Raw genomic sequence first — 17,054 nt, 5'->3', positions numbered from 1 at the left:
CCGTATCGTTATTTGCCGCTACCCTGGTTGTGGCAGTTTTGGATCATTTTATCTCTCAATTCAATCGCCTTCACAATAGCTTCGTTGTAGTTGGCTTCTACGCGGGCGGTGTTTGAGTTTTTGGTTTCTTCTGCACGCGCTTTCGCGATGGCAGCGATCTCGGTGCAGGTACCGATTTTAGCAGCTTCAAGCTCATTGACTTTGGCCAGGTAATCGAGCAACTGAACGTTGATCAATGCTTTCAGATATTCATACTGACCTGGTCTCAGGAATGGCTTCGCTTTTTCCAATGCAGCAAGTGCATCGTTTGCGATTTTGATACCCACCTGGCGAAGCGCTTCGAAATGCGCCGCGCTGTTTTCGCCTGTACATTTTTCAAGGTTGCGCTGGATGCGTTCCAGGTCCTTGTTGTAAGCGTCGTTGATCCTGTCGAGATCTTTGGCCTTGCTGTCGTCGAGGCGCTCCCTGGTTTTTTCGAACTTCTCGTTAGCACGGGCGATACAGTCGTCCGTATTGCCTGCTTCTACGGCCGCATTGTTCGAAGCGGTTCCTTCGGTAACGCCGCTGGTGCGTCCGCCGTCAGGAAGCCCGTCTACTTTCGCAGCAGTGAGGAGCGAGAGGTACGCTTGCAATTTAACGTCTCCCGTAGCTTTGTTCAGGATAGAACGCACCTGATCCGAGTTTACGACGGTTTTGGTTGCCTGTGCAGGTGTGATCTGGTTCAATGCCTTCACCTCCGCGTCGGTAAGCGAGGTAGAAACTTCCTCGGCCGCCTTGGAAACGCTTGCAGGGACATTTCCCTGGGTAACAGTGCTCAACGAATTGTTCAATTCTACCGTTTTGGCAGAAGGCTCCACTTTTCCGGGCACAAGTTTGATGTCCGGCGTTTCTTCAAGTGTGGTAGGGGCCATTTCCAGCTTGTCCAGTTGGTTGGAAAGCTCCGTGTTGGCTGGTTCGAGTGAATCCGCTTCCTTATCCTTACATTCATACAAGAAGAATGTGAAGAGCAAAAGAAGGGTAAGTAACCTCAGTGTACGTGTTTTCATACGAGTTAGATTTAGTGAAAAAGGATATTCGGCGGATTATTAAATTGGTTCAATAAGTACAATATTCTCCCGGGTCAGCGAGCCTGTTAAAGCCTGACCAAACGCTGGCTGATTACCGGTTGTAAACAGTCTGGTATCCCCAGTCGCACGACAATGCACGGCATTACCTCCGTAAGGCAAGCTGCATACGCGAACGGATACTCCTATATGTTTCCTGTCAAGCCATCCGGCAACCCATTTGGTTGTGAGCTATGATCAGGACCGCACGTGCCTTTCCCGCATTCCAAAAGGAATTTTCGCAATTATCAGTAAGAGGAAGATGACAAGACTTTCCCGAAACGGGAATCCTTGAAACAGAGTCGTTTAAAAATAGGGTAGGATTAACAGGATGCCCTGGTGAGAGCTGCCCCGGACAGAGGCCCATAATGCCTGGTGGCGAAAGCCGTCGGTAAGTATTTTCCATCATGTTTTTTAACGTTGAGTGAGTTACTATCCAGACAGAGTTTCCATTCAAATTTGGAATTCCACTAGCACTATGTAGATGTTATTTTACTTGTATTTTCTTTCATGTAAAATAAAATCTACAACAAGTTTAAAGGATAAGATTCCAATTTCAAAATAAAAATATCTCTACAATATTATAATGCATTGATAATGAGATAAATAAAATTTATTGAGAATGAATATTGAAACTTGTTCTTTTAAAAGTAACATCTTGGGCAGCCGCTCAGATGTCATTTTTTCTGGAATAATGAGCGAGCCGTTGCCGATCTTCGGTCTCGGGCAGCCGTGGTTGAATATTCATTGGTGGTACCGGCTTTGGGCAGTATGATAGTTGGTGTTTTGTAGTTTTTTCAAAATGAGTGACTATATTATTGTAACAGGATGCTTTTTTAAGCAGTTTTCAATTATCCTGAACCTCTCATGAACCTTTCCAAACTGCTCCGGCTCCAAACAGTATGCATCCGGTTCCCCGTTGCGTGGCTGCTCATTCTCCTGTTTTCCGGCCTATCCCATGGCCAATCTATCGACCTGCTGATTAAAGGCGGCCATGTAATCGACCCTAAAAACCGTATTGACGGCGTCATGGATGTGGCCGTTACGGGGGGTAAAATTGTACAGGTAGCGGCGGCTATCCCGGTTTCCGATGCCAAAAAGGTGGTCGAAGCCAGGGGAATGTATGTCGCGCCCGGCTTTATCGACATGCATGCGCACGTTTTCAACGGCACAACGCCGGACGCCTACATTGCCAATGCCGCCACGAGCGTCGCACCCGACGGTTTTACATTTCGCACGGGCGTTACCACGGTCGTCGACGCGGGTTCGTCGGGCTGGCGTAATTTCAAAGTTTTCAAGGCCCAGACGATCGATCGCGCGCAAACGCGGGTGCTGGCTTTCCTGAATATCGTCGGCACCGGTATGGCGAGCCGCTACGAGGAGCAGGACCTGAGCGATATGAACCCGCAAATGGTCGCCAACATGATTAAAAGATTGTATCCCAATATAATAGTCGGCGTCAAATCCGCTCATTACTGGGGCGATTACAGCCAGGTGCAGCGGGCCGTTGAGGCGGGAAAACTTGCCGACGTACCCGTTATAGTCGATTTTGGAGAACATCGTCCACCGCTGTCGATCGAAAAGCTTTTCCGCGAATACCTCCGGCCCGGCGATATCTTCACGCATACGTACGCACACGGGCCCGCCGACCGCGAAACGGTGGTCGACGAGCAGGGTAAGGTGAAACCGTTCGTGCTCGAAATGCAGAAGAAGGGCATTGTATTCGATGTTGGGCACGGCGGTGGCGCATTTGCGTGGCGGCAGGCAGTTCCGGCCATCAAGCAGGGTTTTCTCGCAAATGTCATCAGCACCGATCTCCATACCGATAGTATGAACGGCGGCATGAAAGGCCTCGACAATGTCATTTCCAAATTCCTGAATATGGGTGTGCCATTGTCCGAAGCGATATTACGCGTTACCTGGAATCCGGCGCAAGTGATCAAACGTCCCGAGCTGGGCAATTTGAGCGTAGGTTCGGAAGCCGATGTCACTGTTTTCAGTGTCCGCACAGGCGATTTTGGTTTTATAGATGCCCGTCGGTTGAGAATGAAAGGCGACAAAAAGCTGGAAGCCGAGCTCACGCTCCGGGCCGGCAAGGTGGTATGGGACCTGAACGGCATTGCCGCTGCGTCATGGGAATCTGAAATGCAGGGAAAATAAGTGGTATGAAAAAGGTGATCCACTTAATGAACTGGCTTTGTATCGCGCTCGTGTGGGCGCTGTCGCAGGCGGCTTGCGCACAGACTTACGAGCTGCTCGTCAGGGGCGCGCACGTAATCGATCCCGCCAATGCGCGGAATGGGAAGATGGATGTGGCGGTCAGTCAGGGCAAAATTGTGAAAGTAGCTTCGCATATTAACGAAACCGCCTCGCAAGTGATCGACGCCGCAGGACTTTACCTCAGTCCGGGTTTCATCGACCCTCATACGCACGTGTTCGTGGGCACGCAGGCGGGGCAATTTGCCAACGGGGTCAACAGCGTTTCGCCGGACGATTTTACGTTCCGGTCGGGCGTCACTACGGTTGTCGACGCGGGTACTTCGGGCTGGCGCAGTTTTCCGGTATTCAAAAAGCAGGTCATTGATCAGTCCAAAACCCGCATTCTGGCGTTTCTGAACATTTCAGGTGGCGGAATGACCGGCGCGGCGCATGAGCAGGACTTGCAGGATATGAATGTCGACTCCGCCGTCGCGCTCATGCGGCAATATCCCGACGTCATTGCAGGCGTGAAAATCGGGCATTACAACGCAAAGGAATGGACACCGTTCGACAATGCGCTGAATGCGGCCCGGCAGGCGGGCAAGCCGCTTTTTGTAGAATGCCATTTGCCCGAATATACATTGGAAGAGCAGCTGGCCAAAATGCGGCCGGGCGATATGATCACGCATACGTTCGAAAATATCAAAGAGCGCATGCCCATTGTCGGTGAAAACGGGCAGGTACGCCCGTTTGTGCTCGAAGCCCGTAAAAGGGGCATATTGTTCGATCTCGGCCATGGTGGCGCCGGTTTCTGGTTCGATCAGGCGGTACCGGCCGTGAAGCAGGGATTTTATCCCAACTCCTTTGGAACCGACCTGCACCGTTTCAGCATGAACTCGGCGATGAAGGATATGGCCAACGTGATGTCGAAATTTATGGCAATGGGTCTTTCCCTGGAACAGGTGGTGCAAATAGCGACCTGGAATGCGGCAAAGGCCATCGGCCATCCCGAACTGGGGAATCTCAAAGAAGGTAATCCGGCGGATATTGTGCTGTTCCGTTTGCGGGAAGGCGATTTCGGGTTTATGGATTCGGCCGGTAGCAGTATCAACGGCAATCGTAAGCTGGAAGTTGAACTGACGGTCCGGCAAGGCAAAGTCGTTTGGGACCTGAATGGCCTGGCGGCGAAGAAAAAAGGATTTTAACCGAAACTCACCATGCATTTTCATTATATCAAATTAAAAAGGGCGGGCACATACCTGAGCCTCGCGCTCCTTACCCTCGCGCTTGCAGGCGCCGCGCATTTGCGGGTGGACAAGCTGCCGTCCGGCGATCCCGATCATGGAGGCCTCACTACACCGGAAGGCTTCGAAACACTTGTCGTTGCCGATAGTACCGGCCTGGCCCGGCATATCGTGGTGAACGACAATGGCGATATTTATATCAAACTCCGCTATTTCGGCAAAGGCCAGGGTGGCGGCACCGTGGCGCTCCGAGATACGAATGGCGACGGCAAGGCCGATATTATGCGGAATTTCGGCAGCTACCGGGATCACAGCAGTCTCGCCAACGGCATTACCATCCGGAATGGTTACCTCTATTACAGCTCTTCCCTCGCGGTTTATCGCAGCAAACTCATTCCGGGCCAGCTTTTGCCCGAAGAAAAAACCGAGCTCATCCTCCAAGACGATCACGAGCACGGCGCGCATTGGCATATCACCAAACCGATGGCCTTCGACGACCAGGGCAATATGTACGTGCCTTTCGGCGCACCTTCGGATGCATGCCAGGATATGGTGAACTCGCCCGGCGGAAAGCCCGGAAGTCCGGGAATCAACCCCTGTCCGGATCTTGAAAAACACGGCGGAATATGGAAGTTCAGCGCCGATAAGCCCAACCAGACCCAGGCCGACGGCACATTATATGCTACCGGCTTGCGAAGCATTGTAGGAATGCGTTGGAATCCGGTTGATAAAAGTCTTTACGCGGTCGTTCACGGTCGCGATAACCTACATCGCCTGTTCCCGGAGCTTTTCAGCGCGTGGCAGAGCGCGGTGCTGCCGTCGGAAGAGTTTGTGAAAGTAACCCAGGGCACCAACGTCGGATGGCCGTATTATTATTACGACCAGATGAAAGGCAAGAAAATGCTCAATCCGGAATACGGCGGCGACGGGAAAAAGGAGGGAGAAGGTGCCAAATACCAAAAGCCGCTCATCGGATTTCCGGGGCATTGGGCACCCAACGATGTGCTCTTTTATCGGGGCAGCCAGTTTCCCGAACGTTACAAAAACGGGGCATTCATCGCTTTCCACGGGTCCACCAATCGTGCGCCCTATCCGCAGGCGGGCTATTTCGTATGTTTCGTACCGTTCAAAGACGGCAAGCCCTCCGGTGCCTGGGAGGTATTTGCCGATGGCTTTGCCGGCGTCGACCCTATTATCAACGTGAGCGACGCGAAGTCCAGGCCAATGGGGCTCGCCGAAGGACCTGACGGCTCGCTTTACATTACCGATTCGCGCAAGGGCAAAGTATGGCGGATCATGTTCAAAGGCGACAAAAAGGGCTTTGGGGCCAGCCAGCTGGCATCGATGGAAAAGCACAAGCAACTCGCACACATCCGTACGCCCGACGAGGTAGCCGACAACCTCGACATTAAAACCAAGGAGGTCGGCCAGCGCATTTACAATACCTATTGTACGCCCTGTCATCAGCGCAATGGGCTCGGAGACGGCAGCCGGTTCCCGCCGCTCGCCGGTTCCGAATGGGTGACAGGCAATAAGAAGCGATTGATAGAAGTGGTTGCCAAAGGGCTGGAAGGGCCTATTCAGGTGGCGGGCAAGCCTTATAACGACCTGATGCCGAAACACGATTTCCTCAAACCGGAGGAAATGGCCCAGGTGCTGACCTACATCCGCAAGAATTTCGGAAATGATGCCGACGCCATTTCAGTGAGCGACGTGCAGCGGGTGCTGGGTAATTGATATTGGCTCATTAATAATGCAAAACACCCGCCAAAATGATCCGGCGGGTGTTTCATGCGAATGCAACGGATTATGGCATCAGTACCTTTTTACTAATCGTGGCGGCATTGTTCCGTTGCAGTTTTAGAATGTAAATGCCCGAGGAAACGCTGTTCTTCGGCTTCAATGTAAACTCATTACCGGTTTGGCTCAGCGAGAATCTTACCGCTTTTCCCGACAAATCGAAAAGGCTCACATTCGCCGCACTTTCGTTTTTCAACAGGAACCTGATTTCCCTTCCCGAAGCCGGATTGCCCAAAAGCTCGAATGCCACGCTATTCGGCCCATTATCGATGGCGATCATGCGTGAATATTCGAATTTACCATCCGCATCGACCATTCTGAGGCGGTAGTAATTGTTACCTGCCAACGGTTTTGCGTCGAGGAAGCGGTATTGCAGTGTTGCCGAGGAATTACCCCTCGCCTCAATACGGCCAAGCTGAACGAATTCTTGCGCGTCGGCGCTTCGCTCGATGTCGAAATGGCTGCTGCCCGCTTCTTCGGTAGTTGCCCAGGAAAGGCTCACCGCGTTATCGAGCAGGGTGCCATTGAAGCGTGCAAGGGTTACCGGCAGGACCGTGTTATTGCCTTTGAGTAAGCAGTGAACCGGAGGGGTCGCCTTATCGTTTGAATTGGTTGCCCATACGTCGGCTGTGATATCGGGAATCAAAGCGCAGGCCCCCGTCACCGTAAGCGGAATATTGTCGACAGTAATCCTGAACTGGCCGCCTCCCAGATCCGTCTGGCTGATGGAAAGTCCGGCAAAAACAGGCGTTACCGTTTCGTCCGGGGCATATGTAGGAAGCAGCGAAACGGGGTCGTCGGAATTGATCGCCACCGTCGCCAGAACGGGGCCCAACTCGCTTTTGGTAGGCCCTTTTTTGTACTCCGGATTTGCGTAAGTGCTTGTTAACCAGAAGTGAATGTAGGCAAACTTGTTTCCGTTGTTCTTGTCGAATGTGAAAGAATATTTCACGTTGATAATGCAATTTCCACCCGAGTTCGTAACACTGTTTAATTCAATTAGTTCGTCGCTCAACGTGCAGGGGTCTGCTAGCGAAATGGATGCGGAGAGAAGTACAATCAGAACCCACTCCAAAATGTAAACTGCTTTCATAATAGAGGATGTTTAGTAATGTTTGTTATACATTAATATACCTCCTTAATATTGAAATAGTTAAAGTGTAAGTGGGCTTGGTAAAGTATTTTTTGCTAAACCTTCGGCGTGTATACGCTTTTGTATAAGTAATACTTCATGCTATAAATTTAGTTATTAACAGTGATAGAACAAGTAACGAAATCGCCATATGGTTATTCTATGTCGTTGAATAATAGGTATTTGATATTGTATCAAACTACTTTAAATCTGTTTTTGATCTTAATGAGACCATTTCCAAATAAATAATTCTGATGGTTTATCGGAATTACAGCCTGGGGTGGTTGGATTGGAAAAGTGCAATTTAATGCGAAGGCGTTCTCTTGACGGAATCCTACTTTGAACCTATGCTCCGACGACCCAAAATGGTGAAGTAATATTATTTTACCGATAGTTTTTCCATTGGTGTCGTTTACTCATTCTTTTCCGATCCGCGGCCGCTTTGTCTCTATTTTGCCGATACGTCGGGTTGTTCGGCGTGCACCGGCTTATCCACATGTCCCCATCCAATACGAGTGCAAAATAGAGGTTTGAAGATAGAGTTATAGCGGCGTTCAATTTGGATGCCGCTATTTTGTTTTATACAGATTTGAAAACAATGGAAATCGGCTCATGGGCCAGCTCCATTGTCACCCGGCCCTGATCCTTGAAATTAAACACATGCCCGTCCCGGCGTACTTCGTCGGCCAGCGAGAGGTCGAGCGTTTGAATGAGCCAGCCTTCTTCCTGTGGGGTTTTGGTGGCGATGATACCTTCTTCGGGCATTTCCCTGTCGGGCGTCGTATAGCATGCCGCATAACCGTAGTTGACGTCCACGGCAGGCGACCACGCAGCTTCGCCGATCGTTTGGGATACCACGGTGTAAGCCTGGTTTTCGAGCGCCCGGGCGCGGGCGCCTACATGTACACGGGTGGCGCCTCGGATGGCTTCGGTGCAGCTCGGCGCGAGGATTAGTTTGGCGCCGGCTTCGCAGAGCTTCTGCGCCCCGATCGGGAATTCGACGTCGTAGCAAATCTGAATGCCGAACTTGCCCCATGGCGCCTCAAAAACGGTCAGCTGTTTCGGGGCGCTGTCGATGCCCCACTGCTCGTTTTCGAAACGGGTCATGAAAAATTTGTCCTGGTAACCGGCCAATCCATTCGCGGAGAACACAAATGCGCGGTTAAGTTTCTGGCCGTTTTCGATCACCGGAATGCTCGGGGCGACGATGGTAACGCGATATTTTCGGGCAAGTGCGTCGAAAGTCGCGCAAAAATCCGCTTTCAGATCATTCAAGGCGTGTATCTGGCGGCGGATATCGCTGCGCAGCTCTTCGTTGAAAATGCTCACAAGCTCCATCGCTCCATATTCCGGGAAAAGAAGCAGCTCCGCGCCGCGGATGGCAGCATCGGCGACCCATTTTTCGGTATGCCGCTGCCAGGAGGCGAAATCCGGATGTTCGGTAATAGGATACTGCGCCGAAGCGACTGTTACTGGTTGCATTGTTTGTTAACGATTGAGCTGTTTGGTCCAGAAAACCATGGTTTTGGATGTAGAAAACGTTTCTCCCAGATCGGGCCATTCCATGGTACTTTGTAATGCCGGTTCTTGTTGATAGCCGCGTTTTAGCCAGAATGCGTCGTTCGGGCGATAGTCGGATGGTTTAAGCGGATGGTTATCGCCCCGGTCGACGGAGCAGAAGCAACAGGTTTCAAATTGCAGGCTTCGCGCGTGCGCCTCGCGCTCATCGAAAAAGCGGTGACCAAGGCCCAATCCGCGGTAAGCCGGCAAAAGAATGCTTTCGCCGAAATAGCAAATTGCATTCACGTCAAAACCGGCGTCCTCGAATGGCTTACGAATTTCGGCCGTTTCGTTTTGGAGCGGAATGCAAGTCGTAGCACCAACCATCGTGTCGCCGTCATAAACAGCAAAAAGAAAGGAGCGCTCCGCTTGCAGGTAGGTTTGCAAATAGCCCTTTTCGTATTCCACACTGCCTTCGTACAAATAAGGATAGTCCCTGAAAACAGCAATGCGTAGCCTGGCGAGATCGTCGAAAACTTCCCCGATACCCGCGCCGGTCTTCCGCACGAATGTCAGTTGGGCGGTCATGGTTTGGAGACGAGTTCGATCCAGAGCGGCAGATTATAGTAGGTCGTGACGCGGCTGATTTTGCCACCGGTTACTTCCAGGAACGCTCCGGCAGGTAATACGTACGATTGCCCATGCGCTTCGGGAAGGCCTTCTTCGGCTTGCTTATAAATACCGTTCACGACGAATTCCACCGCCACACGTTGGTCCTGCGGCTCCGTGAAAAACACCATGTTAGTCAGCGTTTCCTCATAGGCTTCGTCCATTTTTTGTAGGAATGCGGTGAATTTTTCCAATCCGACACGAACGTCGCCCTGGTTGGCTTCGTGCCTTACTTCCGGGTGAAGCAGCGCGAGCATGCCTTTCCAGTTTTTCGCGTTGAAGGCCTCATAGTATTGTTGTACGGTTTCCAGTGCAGTCATTTTTCGGGTATTTATTCAAAATTATTTCAAAACGGATTTTCATCCAGCGAAACCTGGCCGTTCGCGTCCTTGCGGTATACGGCCAGGCAATTAGGGCCGAATCGGGCATCGAAATGCGGCTCGGTGGCAGTCAGACTATTCGGGAACGGTTTTGCGGCGTTGAAAAAGTAAACCGTCGTGGTCCCGTATTTGGTGTAAGGCATCAGGTCGCCGTATTGGCGCATGTCCTTCGAAAGCGTGTCCTGCACACTCACGGCATATACCCGCACGATGGGCCCGGTATTATTCTTGTTCCGGTACATCGCTACTTCCTTAAAACCTCCCTGCAAATCGGACACGGTGGGTTGCGATGTAGCATCGTAGACGATGTAGCCGATAATCAGCGCCAGCACGAGCAACAACAGGTTCTTTTTGTTTCTAAAAAAGTTCATAACAATTCAATCGGGCAGCAAACTAACTATTTCGTCTTAAACAATCGCATTAAACAGCCGCGCCGGAATGCCCCGGCGATGGGAATAACAAATGTATTTGCTCAATAAGTGCCTGTACCGACGAAACTTTGAATGTCCGGTTTTCGAAGATTATTTCAGCTTCAAAACCGTTTCCAATTTCGAACGACCTGATCAGGCAGGCAGCGTCTCGGTACCTGCTGATTCCGATTCCTTCCCTTTGCAACGCCCGCTTTGCCCAGAAAAGAGGCCTTTCGGCGCCTTCCAGGTAAATCTGCGGTTGGTCCACCGGTTGATGGATGATGAATGTACCGGTAGTGCGGTCGAACGGAAAGCCGTTGCGGGCAAATGTGGCTTCGAAAGCACCATTTAGCACAAGATCTTCCGGCAGTCCGGAAAGTATCGTTCCATTCGGGTGCATGAGCCAGAGCTCGTCGGCGGTTTGCAATGCGAGGTCCAGCTCGTGCGTGCTGAGGAGGATCGCCTTGCGCGTGTTACGTGCGAGGGTGTGCAGGAGGCGCATCATTTCGACGCGGTTGGGGAGGTCGAGATGGGCTGTCGGCTCGTCGAGCAGGATCAGCGGTGTATCCTGCGCGAGGGCGCGGGCGAGCATTACTTTTTGCCTTTCGCCGTCGCTAAGCTGATGCATATGGCGGTCGAGGAGCGAAGTAATGCCGGTTTGTTCAATGCTTTGGCCTATTTTGGAATGATCGACTTTCGTAAGCGAACCGAGCCAGCCGGTGTACGGCGTGCGTCCCAATGCAACAACCTCCCGGGCTGTGAGGTTTCCGGCATCGACCCGGTCGGTCAGCACGAGACTGAGTTTCCGGGCGAGCTCGGCCGGTTTTAAGGCACCGAGTGGCTGGTTATCGACGCGTATTTCACCCGCCAGCGCCGGTTGGAGGCCGCCTAGCGTGCGCATTAAAGTAGATTTCCCCGCCCCGTTTGATCCTAACAAACATACCAGACTACCTGGGCCCAGCTGTAAATTCAGCCCGGCCGCTACTGTTCGTTCTGTTCCAGACGACCGGTAACCGATCGCCAGTGCGTGGGTTTCGACAATGGCTTGCTGGTTTTTCATGAAAACGAGGATCGTAGGTTATTACGCCGGATGATAATCCAGATCACCACCGGGGCGCCGAGGAGCGACGTCACGACGTTGATCGGGATGACGGTTTGGGTACCGGGAAGCTGGGCGATGATATCACAGAGCAATAGTAGCACCGTGCCGGTAAGGCAGGTCGCAGGAATGAGTATCCGGTGATTGGACGTCCCGAGAAGCGAGCGCGTAATGTGCGGGATGGCGATGCCTACAAAGCCGATCGGTCCACAGAATGCGGTAATGCTGCCTGTAAGCAGGCTCGTACTGAGCATGATAAGCAGGCGCGTCCGTCCGACGGTTAACCCCATGCTTCTCGCATAGTTTTCACCCAATAACAGTGCATTAAGGGATTTGGACGAAGCAAATGCAAGCAGCAAACCCCCTGTGACGACGCCCGAGAGCACATATAAATGATATCCGGTAACGCCGCCCAGCGAACCGAACGTCCACATAATGTATTCCTGTAATTGCTCGGGCTGACTGAAATATTGCCAGATACTGATAATCGAAAGTGTAATGGTGCCGATCATGACACCTACGATGAGCAGGATCACATTGTCGCGGATGCGCCCGGCGATGAGGAGAATCAATGCCAGAACGCCGGCGGAACCCATCGAGGCCATCCCGATGATCAGCCAGCTTCCCGAAATGCCCAGTTGGCTGATCGCGTACATGCTCGCGCTGCTCCCGCCCGCGAGCATTACGGCCGCCACGCCCAGGCCTGCTCCCGCGGTAATCCCAAGTTCCGATGGCCCGGCCAGGGGGTTGCGGAAGAGTGTCTGCATTTGTAACCCGCTGACCGAAAGGCCGCAGCCGGCAAGGATGGCGGTGATGGATTTGGGTAAACGTATTTTTTCAATGATAAAAAGCCACGCTTGATTTTCCGATTCGCCCCTTGTCACGATCCTGAATACTTCCTTGAATGGTATCGCCACCGAACCCAGCATGATGTCCAGGCAAAACAGGGCGATTGCGAGAATCCCTAAAAAAAGCAATGTCCAGCTTCTGTTTTGAGCGTGCTGCGTCATCAGGGAAGCTGTTTGTAGTAGACAAGCTGATGGCCGGGAAGCAGGTCGGGATGGAAAATCCGGATCATGTCGGCCAGCACGAGATGCGGGTTCACGCTACCCGATTCGAAGAAATCGTTGGAGCCCTGGTCGCTTACCAGTCGGTTGTAGCTGTACAATTTACCCGTTTGAGTCGCTTTGAAATCGGCATAGCGTGCATCCTGCGCGATAATGCCCTTCCGCGTATCGTGCGTGTCGAAACCGACATTCAGCCAGTAATCCGCAGTCAATGCAAACGGGTACACGGCTTCAAAACTGAGGGGAAGGCTTCCGGTAGCCGGAGCGTCGTGCCAGTGATAATCCGCGCCGGCATCTTTGAAAAAACGGGCCATATAACTGTTGCCTGCTGGCATAAACCAGGCATCTTTCGTATTCAGGCCGGAAAGTACGGTCGGCTTTTTTGCCGCTTTTTGGGCCAATGCCGAGAGCCGTGCGTACTCCGCTTCCGCCTGCGCGAATTTATTGTTGACCAGTTCTTCCTTATCCAGCAATGCGGCCATGAGTTTCACCCATTCGGCGCGGGCCAGGGGCGTCTGTTCCACCCATTCCGAATTGATCAGGACCGGTATCCCTGCTTCCCTAAGGATGCGGTAATGGTCCATTTTCCCGCCGGGGTTACCGATCGTCATTACTAAATCAGGCCGCATTTCGATCACTTTCTCGTCGTTCAAGCCCTGGTCACGGCCCACTTCCACTATTTTTCCGGCCTTAATCAAAGCGATAACCTTTGGAGAATACACATATTGCAGGCTGCCAAGGCCGGTCAGCACATTCTCCGCATCCAGAAATCCCAGCAAACCCACATGCATCGACGACATCGCCACAAGGCTTTTTACGGGTATTTCAATGCGTTGGGCGTGGGGATAGCCGTCGGGCATCGTGGCTCCCTTTTTTTGAAGAATGTATCGTAAAGTATCGCCCTGCCCGCCGAACGGGTTGATAATGCTGAGGAGTTTGTAGTCTTTGAAATACCCGATCTTAAACCCGCAGGCATGATGCACCTGGGTTTTGACGAACTGGGTAGTGGTATCGGAAGTGGCCGTCTGCTCTTTTTGTTCATTGCCTGAAGTGCGGCAACTTTGGATAAGCAAGCTCGTGAAAATGAGCAAACAAAGGATTCTGTGCATAGTTTGTAATTTTGAACGAGTAGACGACCCGTTCAAAATTACTCATTTATTGAGCGCTTTGCAGCGTAATGCAGATTTGTTCTGATCAAATGTAGTTCAGCATCAACCTTACATTATTAAGGCCTGTTTGAATCGTATTGACGGACTGTGTTCCGTGGTAGTAACCGGCAATATGCAATTCGTCATAAACGTCTACAAGCAACGTTAATAACTTTTTGTCGAATTTTCTGAGTCGGTTCCTGTAATCCTCGATACTCTTCGGTTTCGTAAAATGAATACCTTCTTTCTGCCGGAGATATTCATCCAAAATAAGCAAAGCAGCCGAATATGCCGTACCCGCAGCCATTTTGACATACTTGACATCGGCATACAAACCGTCTTCTTTGCCGGCCTTCTCGGTCAGGATCTGGCGTGCGTTTTCGAGGTAGCGTTCGGCTTCCTGCGCGGGTGTGGTGGGAGGATTGTGTTGTTTTGACATAGTGTTGTGTTATTTATCTAACCTTTATACGAACACGTTCGCTTAAAGTAACATTCAAGTTGCGAATAAATTTCGGAAGCTTTTGCGGCGGGGAGGGAAATAGTATTTTTGGTGAACTGAAATAATATATAAGTTACATCACCTCTCTCTTGAATGAAACATTTTTACCCTTCGCTTACAGTTTGCAGTATTCTTTTTAGCCTGTTGATTTTTTGTCGAAATGCGCTGCAAGCCCAGTCGGCTGATTCGCTGAAATCAGATTCTTCCAAAAATGTCAGCTTTCCAATCATTTCCGGTAATTCAGCTTGGACGAGCCGCAGGATCATTCAAAACGACCAAAAGCTGGTTGCAGGCACGCCCGAGCAACTCATGGCAGGGCAAATGGCCGGTGTGCGCGTGATCGAAACGAATGGGGCACCGGGTGGCGTTTTTTCAGTTCAGGTGAGGGGTGCGGCGGCATTGGCATCGTCCAACGAGCCGTTGTATATCGTTGATGGTATTCCACAGGATGTTTTTAATACGGATTATGGACTTGCGGAGCTGGGAGAGAACTACCCTTCTGGCGCACCGAATGTACTTTCGATCATCAACCCGTCGGATATTGAATCGATTGAGATAGTCAAAAACGGCTCGGCAATCGCCATGTACGGAAGCCGCGCGGGAAATGGGGCCGTACTGATCCGCACAAAAAGAGGCCGGACAAATGGGCTTCACGTGGATTTCGAATCGACGGCTTCCATTCAGCGGAAGAAACACGCGCCGGAGATTTTGAGTACTGAAGATTTCAAGGCATACCAAAAGCGGCTCGAATCGCTGTACCCGAAGCAGGCACAGCTTACGCAATACATTGAAGACCCTTCTTTTTCATACGAGAGCATTAACTGGATAGACGAAGCTACACAAACGGGCACCGCTTTCAGGCAGCAGTTGGGCATTAGCGGCGGGCTGGATTTTTTAAAGTTTTCGGTGCAGGGAAACCTGTCCGATCAGAAAGGGGTGGTGAAAAACAGCGGCTACGACCGTAAAGGCGTGCGGGTGAACCTGGATTTTAACTTTTTCAAAAACAGGCTGCGCTTTGGTACCAGCACCTATTATGCCAAAGCGAGGATGGATGTGCGAGATATCCAGCCGACTTACGATGCGTTGCCTTTCGGGCCGCCCGACAATGCGGACGGCTCTCGCGGAAATATCAAAATAGGGCCCTGGACACGGGAAAACCCGTTGGATGGGGTCGATCGCTCTGCCGATCGAACAGACGTGCGGAGACTTTTTACAGCACAATATCTGGAAGTGGGCATTGTAAAAGGCTTGACACTGAAAGCGCAATACGGGATTTCGGGCAGCCAGCAGGATCGCATCAACCCGCGGATCAACAACCCCTATGGTACTTACGCGTTCGTTGACCACGATGAGCGCACGCTCGATGCTACGCTCAATTACCGTTATGCCTGGAAAAACAATGTTTGGACGATTTCGGGTGGGTATGCACAACAGAAATTCGACAAGACCGCTGGGGAAGCGCACGGAAAAGACCAGGATCTGGTAAGCCGATGGCTGGAAGAGGCCAGAGATCATAACATTATCCCGGGGTCAGGGCCGACAATTCCTTTTTCATACTCCTATTTTAGAAGACGGGCGGACTCTAAATCGTTCTTTGCCCAAACCTCGTTTGCCACCGGAGGATGGGATTTTTATGTCAATGCGAGAAAGGATGACTGGGTAAAAAGTTTCGGCTCGATCGGCGGGAGCGTCGGCTGGCTGGTGCCGGATAAAGGGGGCCGACTGGCGAAAATTGGGATCAATTCGCTGCGGTTGGTGGTAGATTATGGTCATATCGAGCCTATTAGCAGTGTGTGGGTAAATAGTATTTCCGGATCAGCCAAATTGACTCGAAACATGATGAGCATCGGTAGTGAGCTGGGTTTGCTCAGTGGAAAACTGCATGTGGAGCTGGACATTTTCAATCAGGTTACAAACAATCAAGCTTATTCTGACCAGATTCGTTTGCCGGGAGGAGGGGGCGAATTTGGCTACGCTGGCGTGAAAGGTCTGTACAGTCGGGGTATTGAGCTATCGGCTACCGGGGAAGTGCTGCGGAGGAACGACTTATCCTGGAAGATATCGGGCAATCTGACGGCCATGGCGAACCGGATCAGGAAGCCACTGGATTTTTTTGGTTTTTTAACAGATGAGGACAAAACTAACCAACCGGTGGGAAGCTGGTTTTCACCCAGACTCGATGGTGTCTGGAACACGCCGCAGGAAATTCTCGACGCCGGATATGGCGAGAACAGAGTGCCGGAATTGTTGGGCGGGTCCAGAGAAGCGGCCGATGCCGAGTGGTCAAAGCAGATCGGAAGTGCCTTCCCCAATGTTTTCTGGGGACTTTCATCGATGCTCGAATGGCGGCGGTTTGATGTGACAATGCTGATCCGCGGGGAGCACGGGCAAAAGATATATAATGGGGCCGACCAGGTTTTGCACACCGGTTTTGTGTCAAACACCACCTACTATGCCGCCGAAAACGCATGGGCGCCCGACCGCCCCGACAACAATTTTCCACGGCAGTGGACACTCTATGGGGCGCAAAACAGGTTCTGGTACCTGCAAAAAGGCAGTTTCGTAAGATTGCAAAACCTCGCCATTGGCTATACTTTCCCTATTTTAAAAGAAAAAAGCGCCCGCGTATTCCTGAGCGGACAAAACCTGATATTATTAACCAAATACAAAGGCTGGGACCCGGAAGTGAGCCACTACGGGCAATCCATTCAGCAACGCGGTTACGACTATGGCGCGTATCCCCGCGCGATGACCCTTTCTTTGGGCGTTCAACTGCATTTGTAGTGAGGGGAATAGCTCGTTTG

Annotated in this window: 14 protein-coding genes; 4 read left to right on the top strand and 10 right to left on the bottom strand. The window is 51.5% G+C overall.

Going from position 1 to position 17,054, the window contains the following annotated elements; all coding sequences use genetic code 11:
- Positions 1-8: 8 nt before the first annotated feature.
- The gene (locus tag BMW93_RS22715) at positions 9-1,046 is read right to left on the bottom strand and encodes a hypothetical protein (RefSeq protein ID WP_090381735.1); all 1,038 of its coding nucleotides are present in this window, start codon (positions 1,044-1,046) and stop codon (positions 9-11) included.
- Between the two features lie 924 nt (positions 1,047-1,970).
- Here BMW93_RS22715 and BMW93_RS22710 point away from each other — a divergent pair.
- Genes BMW93_RS22710 through BMW93_RS22700 form a run of 3 tightly spaced genes read left to right on the top strand, consistent with a single transcriptional unit; the run spans position 1,971 to position 6,283 of the window.
- Positions 1,971-3,263, top strand: a complete 1,293-nt coding sequence (locus BMW93_RS22710) for an amidohydrolase/deacetylase family metallohydrolase (RefSeq protein ID WP_090381733.1) — start codon at positions 1,971-1,973, stop codon at positions 3,261-3,263.
- A 5-nt stretch (positions 3,264-3,268) separates the two neighbouring features.
- Positions 3,269-4,507, top strand: a complete 1,239-nt coding sequence (locus BMW93_RS22705) for an amidohydrolase/deacetylase family metallohydrolase (protein ID WP_090381730.1) — start codon at positions 3,269-3,271, stop codon at positions 4,505-4,507.
- 12 nt (positions 4,508-4,519) lie between these two features.
- Complete coding sequence (locus tag BMW93_RS22700) at positions 4,520-6,283, top strand: c-type cytochrome (protein ID WP_177194174.1); 1,764 nt, start codon at positions 4,520-4,522, stop codon at positions 6,281-6,283.
- 70 nt (positions 6,284-6,353) lie between these two features.
- Here the strand turns inward: BMW93_RS22700 and BMW93_RS22695 are convergent, their stop codons facing one another.
- The 9 genes from BMW93_RS22695 to BMW93_RS22655 all read right to left on the bottom strand — a co-directional run bounded on the left by BMW93_RS22695 (position 6,354) and on the right by BMW93_RS22655 (position 14,190).
- Entirely contained in the window at positions 6,354-7,439 is a 1,086-nt protein-coding gene (locus BMW93_RS22695) for a T9SS type A sorting domain-containing protein (protein WP_090381728.1), read from the bottom strand.
- A gap of 618 nt (positions 7,440-8,057) precedes the next feature.
- Positions 8,058-8,960, bottom strand: coding sequence for a carbon-nitrogen hydrolase family protein (locus BMW93_RS22690; RefSeq protein WP_090381726.1), 903 nt, complete (start codon positions 8,958-8,960; stop codon positions 8,058-8,060).
- A 6-nt stretch (positions 8,961-8,966) separates the two neighbouring features.
- On the bottom strand, positions 8,967-9,566 hold the full coding sequence (locus tag BMW93_RS22685) for a GNAT family N-acetyltransferase (protein ID WP_090381724.1): 600 nt from the start codon (positions 9,564-9,566) through the stop codon (positions 8,967-8,969).
- A complete protein-coding gene (locus BMW93_RS22680) occupies positions 9,563-9,967 on the bottom strand; it encodes a nuclear transport factor 2 family protein (RefSeq protein ID WP_090381722.1) in 405 nt (134 codons plus the stop codon). The genes BMW93_RS22685 and BMW93_RS22680 overlap by 4 nt, the downstream gene beginning before the upstream one ends.
- A 26-nt stretch (positions 9,968-9,993) precedes the next feature.
- Positions 9,994-10,398: a hypothetical protein gene (locus tag BMW93_RS22675; protein ID WP_090381719.1), complete on the bottom strand. Its 405-nt coding sequence runs from the start codon at positions 10,396-10,398 to the stop codon at positions 9,994-9,996.
- A 49-nt stretch (positions 10,399-10,447) separates the two neighbouring features.
- Positions 10,448-11,497, bottom strand: a complete 1,050-nt coding sequence (locus BMW93_RS22670; RefSeq protein ID WP_090381717.1) for an ABC transporter ATP-binding protein — start codon at positions 11,495-11,497, stop codon at positions 10,448-10,450.
- Entirely contained in the window at positions 11,494-12,546 is a 1,053-nt protein-coding gene (locus BMW93_RS22665) for an iron ABC transporter permease (protein ID WP_090381715.1), read from the bottom strand. Before BMW93_RS22665 ends, BMW93_RS22670 begins: the two co-directional genes overlap by 4 nt.
- On the bottom strand, positions 12,546-13,712 hold the full coding sequence (locus BMW93_RS22660) for an ABC transporter substrate-binding protein (RefSeq protein WP_090381712.1): 1,167 nt from the start codon (positions 13,710-13,712) through the stop codon (positions 12,546-12,548). The genes BMW93_RS22665 and BMW93_RS22660 overlap by 1 nt, the downstream gene beginning before the upstream one ends.
- 85 nt (positions 13,713-13,797) lie before the next feature.
- The gene (locus BMW93_RS22655) at positions 13,798-14,190 is read right to left on the bottom strand and encodes a DUF5618 family protein (protein ID WP_090381710.1); all 393 of its coding nucleotides are present in this window, start codon (positions 14,188-14,190) and stop codon (positions 13,798-13,800) included.
- Between the two features lie 153 nt (positions 14,191-14,343).
- On the opposite strand from BMW93_RS22655, the gene BMW93_RS22650 reads away from it, so the two are divergent.
- Positions 14,344-17,034 carry a TonB-dependent receptor plug domain-containing protein gene (locus BMW93_RS22650; protein ID WP_090381708.1) on the top strand — a complete coding sequence of 897 codons (2,691 nt, stop codon included), beginning with the start codon at positions 14,344-14,346 and terminating at the stop codon, positions 17,032-17,034.
- Positions 17,035-17,054 lie beyond the last annotated feature (20 nt).

The sequence above is a fragment of the Dyadobacter sp. SG02 genome (genome assembly GCF_900109045.1).
Classification (GTDB): Bacteria; Bacteroidota; Bacteroidia; order Cytophagales; family Spirosomataceae; genus Dyadobacter.
This window is presented reverse-complemented; position numbering and strand designations above follow the sequence as displayed.